Raw genomic sequence first — 1661 nt, forward strand, 5'->3', positions numbered from 1 at the left:
GGCCGAGCGTGGTGTCAGCGTCGACGTCATCGAACGGGAGAACTACCTGGGCGGGCGAGTCGGCGGCTGGACCGATCACTCCGACGGCGTCGAGCTCGCGATGAACCGCGGCTTCCATGCCTTCTTCCGGCAGTACTACAACTTGCGCGCGTTGCTGAGCCGGGTCGATGCCTCGTTGTCCATGCTGAGTCCGGTCGACGACTACCCGCTCATCGACGGCGCCGGACGACAAGACACCTTCCGTGGTTTACCGCGCAACCCGCCATGGAACGCATTGGTATTCGCCTTGCGCAGCCCGACTTTTCGGCTCACAGACCTTGCCCGCATCGACGCGCGTGCCGCCGCCCCGCTTGCCGCCGTGTCACTGCCCGACATCTATCACCGCATCGATCACGTCGACGCCGAGACGTTCCTGAAGAGCATCAACTTCCCCGAAGCCGCTCGGCATCTGGCGTTCGAGGTGTTTTCGCGCAGCTTCTTCGCCAGTCCGACCCAGCTGTCGGCCGCGGAGCTGGCCACCATGTTCCACATCTACTTCCTCGGCTCCAGCGAGGGACTGATCTTCGATGTGGCCAACGCCAACTACGACACCGCGCTGTGGCAACCATTGCAGCAATATCTGGCCGGCCTCGGGGTGCGATTCCACCAAGCCAGCGCGGTGACCAGCATCGCCCGCGACCGCACCCAGACATACCAGATCCGTACCGATACCGGCGATCAGATTGGTGCCGACGCCGTGGTATTGGCTACCGACGTAGCCGGCCTGCAGCGGATTGTGGCGGCGTCACCCGGCCTTGGCGACGACTTCTGGCGGGCGCGGATCAAGAAGCTGCGTACCGCCCCGCCGTTCATCGTGCAGCGCTTGTGGCTCGACCGCCCGGTGTCCGCCGATCGAGCAGCGTTTCTGGGTACGGCCGGCCACGAACCGCTGGACAACATCAGCGTCTTGGATCGATACGAACGCCAAGCCCGCGACTGGGCCCAGGCAACTGGTGGCTCTGTTGTCGAATTACATTCGTACGCAGTGGAATCCACAGACCCCCAAGAAGCCATGGTGAACCAGCTGCATAAGCTGTACCCGGAGACCCGCTGGGCACGAGCGGTCCACGAACGCATCCTGCGGCATCGCGATTGCCCGCTTTTCGCCCCCGGCACCCACGCACACCGGCCCGGCGTCGTAACACCGCTGCCGGGGCTACTGCTGGCCGGCGACGGGGTGCGCATCGACTTACCGGTGGCGCTGATGGAGCGCGCGGCCACCACCGGATGGACCGCCGCCAACCACTTACTGAAGCAGTGGGGACTCGCCGGCCACGCCCTGAGCACCGTCCCCACCCAAGGCCGTTGGGCGCTATTGCGCCATCTGGCCGGCCGAGAAAGGGTTTCGCGACCATGAGTATGAGCGACAACGTGCGGCGCCGCTGGCCCAAAGATTGGCCGCTGCAGGCGATCCCGCCGGTGAGGTGGGCCGACCAGAGTCCGACGTACCGCGATGCATCCCCCGCGATCATCGAGGCCGCGCTGAACCGGTCGCAGCGCCGGCCGACCGGCAATTGGTACACGTTCGCGGCGAGCCGCGATGTGCGCAGCGGTCGGCCGCTGGGCACTCGCGTGGCCGGCGTCGAGCTGGTCGCCTGGCGTGATCAGCAATCCCGACTGCA

1 protein-coding gene and 1 pseudogene are annotated in these 1661 nt (G+C 66.0%); both read left to right on the top strand.

What is annotated here, in order from left to right; all coding sequences use genetic code 11:
• Nucleotides 1-1396, top strand: a 1396-nt coding sequence (locus tag WAN02_RS27580) for an FAD-dependent oxidoreductase (protein ID WP_422268379.1), incomplete at its 5' end; no start/stop codon positions are given.
• Nucleotides 1393-1661: pseudogene (locus tag WAN02_RS27585) on the top strand (2Fe-2S ferredoxin); the annotation flags it as partial. The gene WAN02_RS27580 and the pseudogene WAN02_RS27585, both read left to right, overlap by 4 nt.

This window comes from Mycobacterium sp. (assembly GCF_049281135.1).
Taxonomy (GTDB): Bacteria; Actinomycetota; Actinomycetes; order Mycobacteriales; family Mycobacteriaceae; genus Mycobacterium.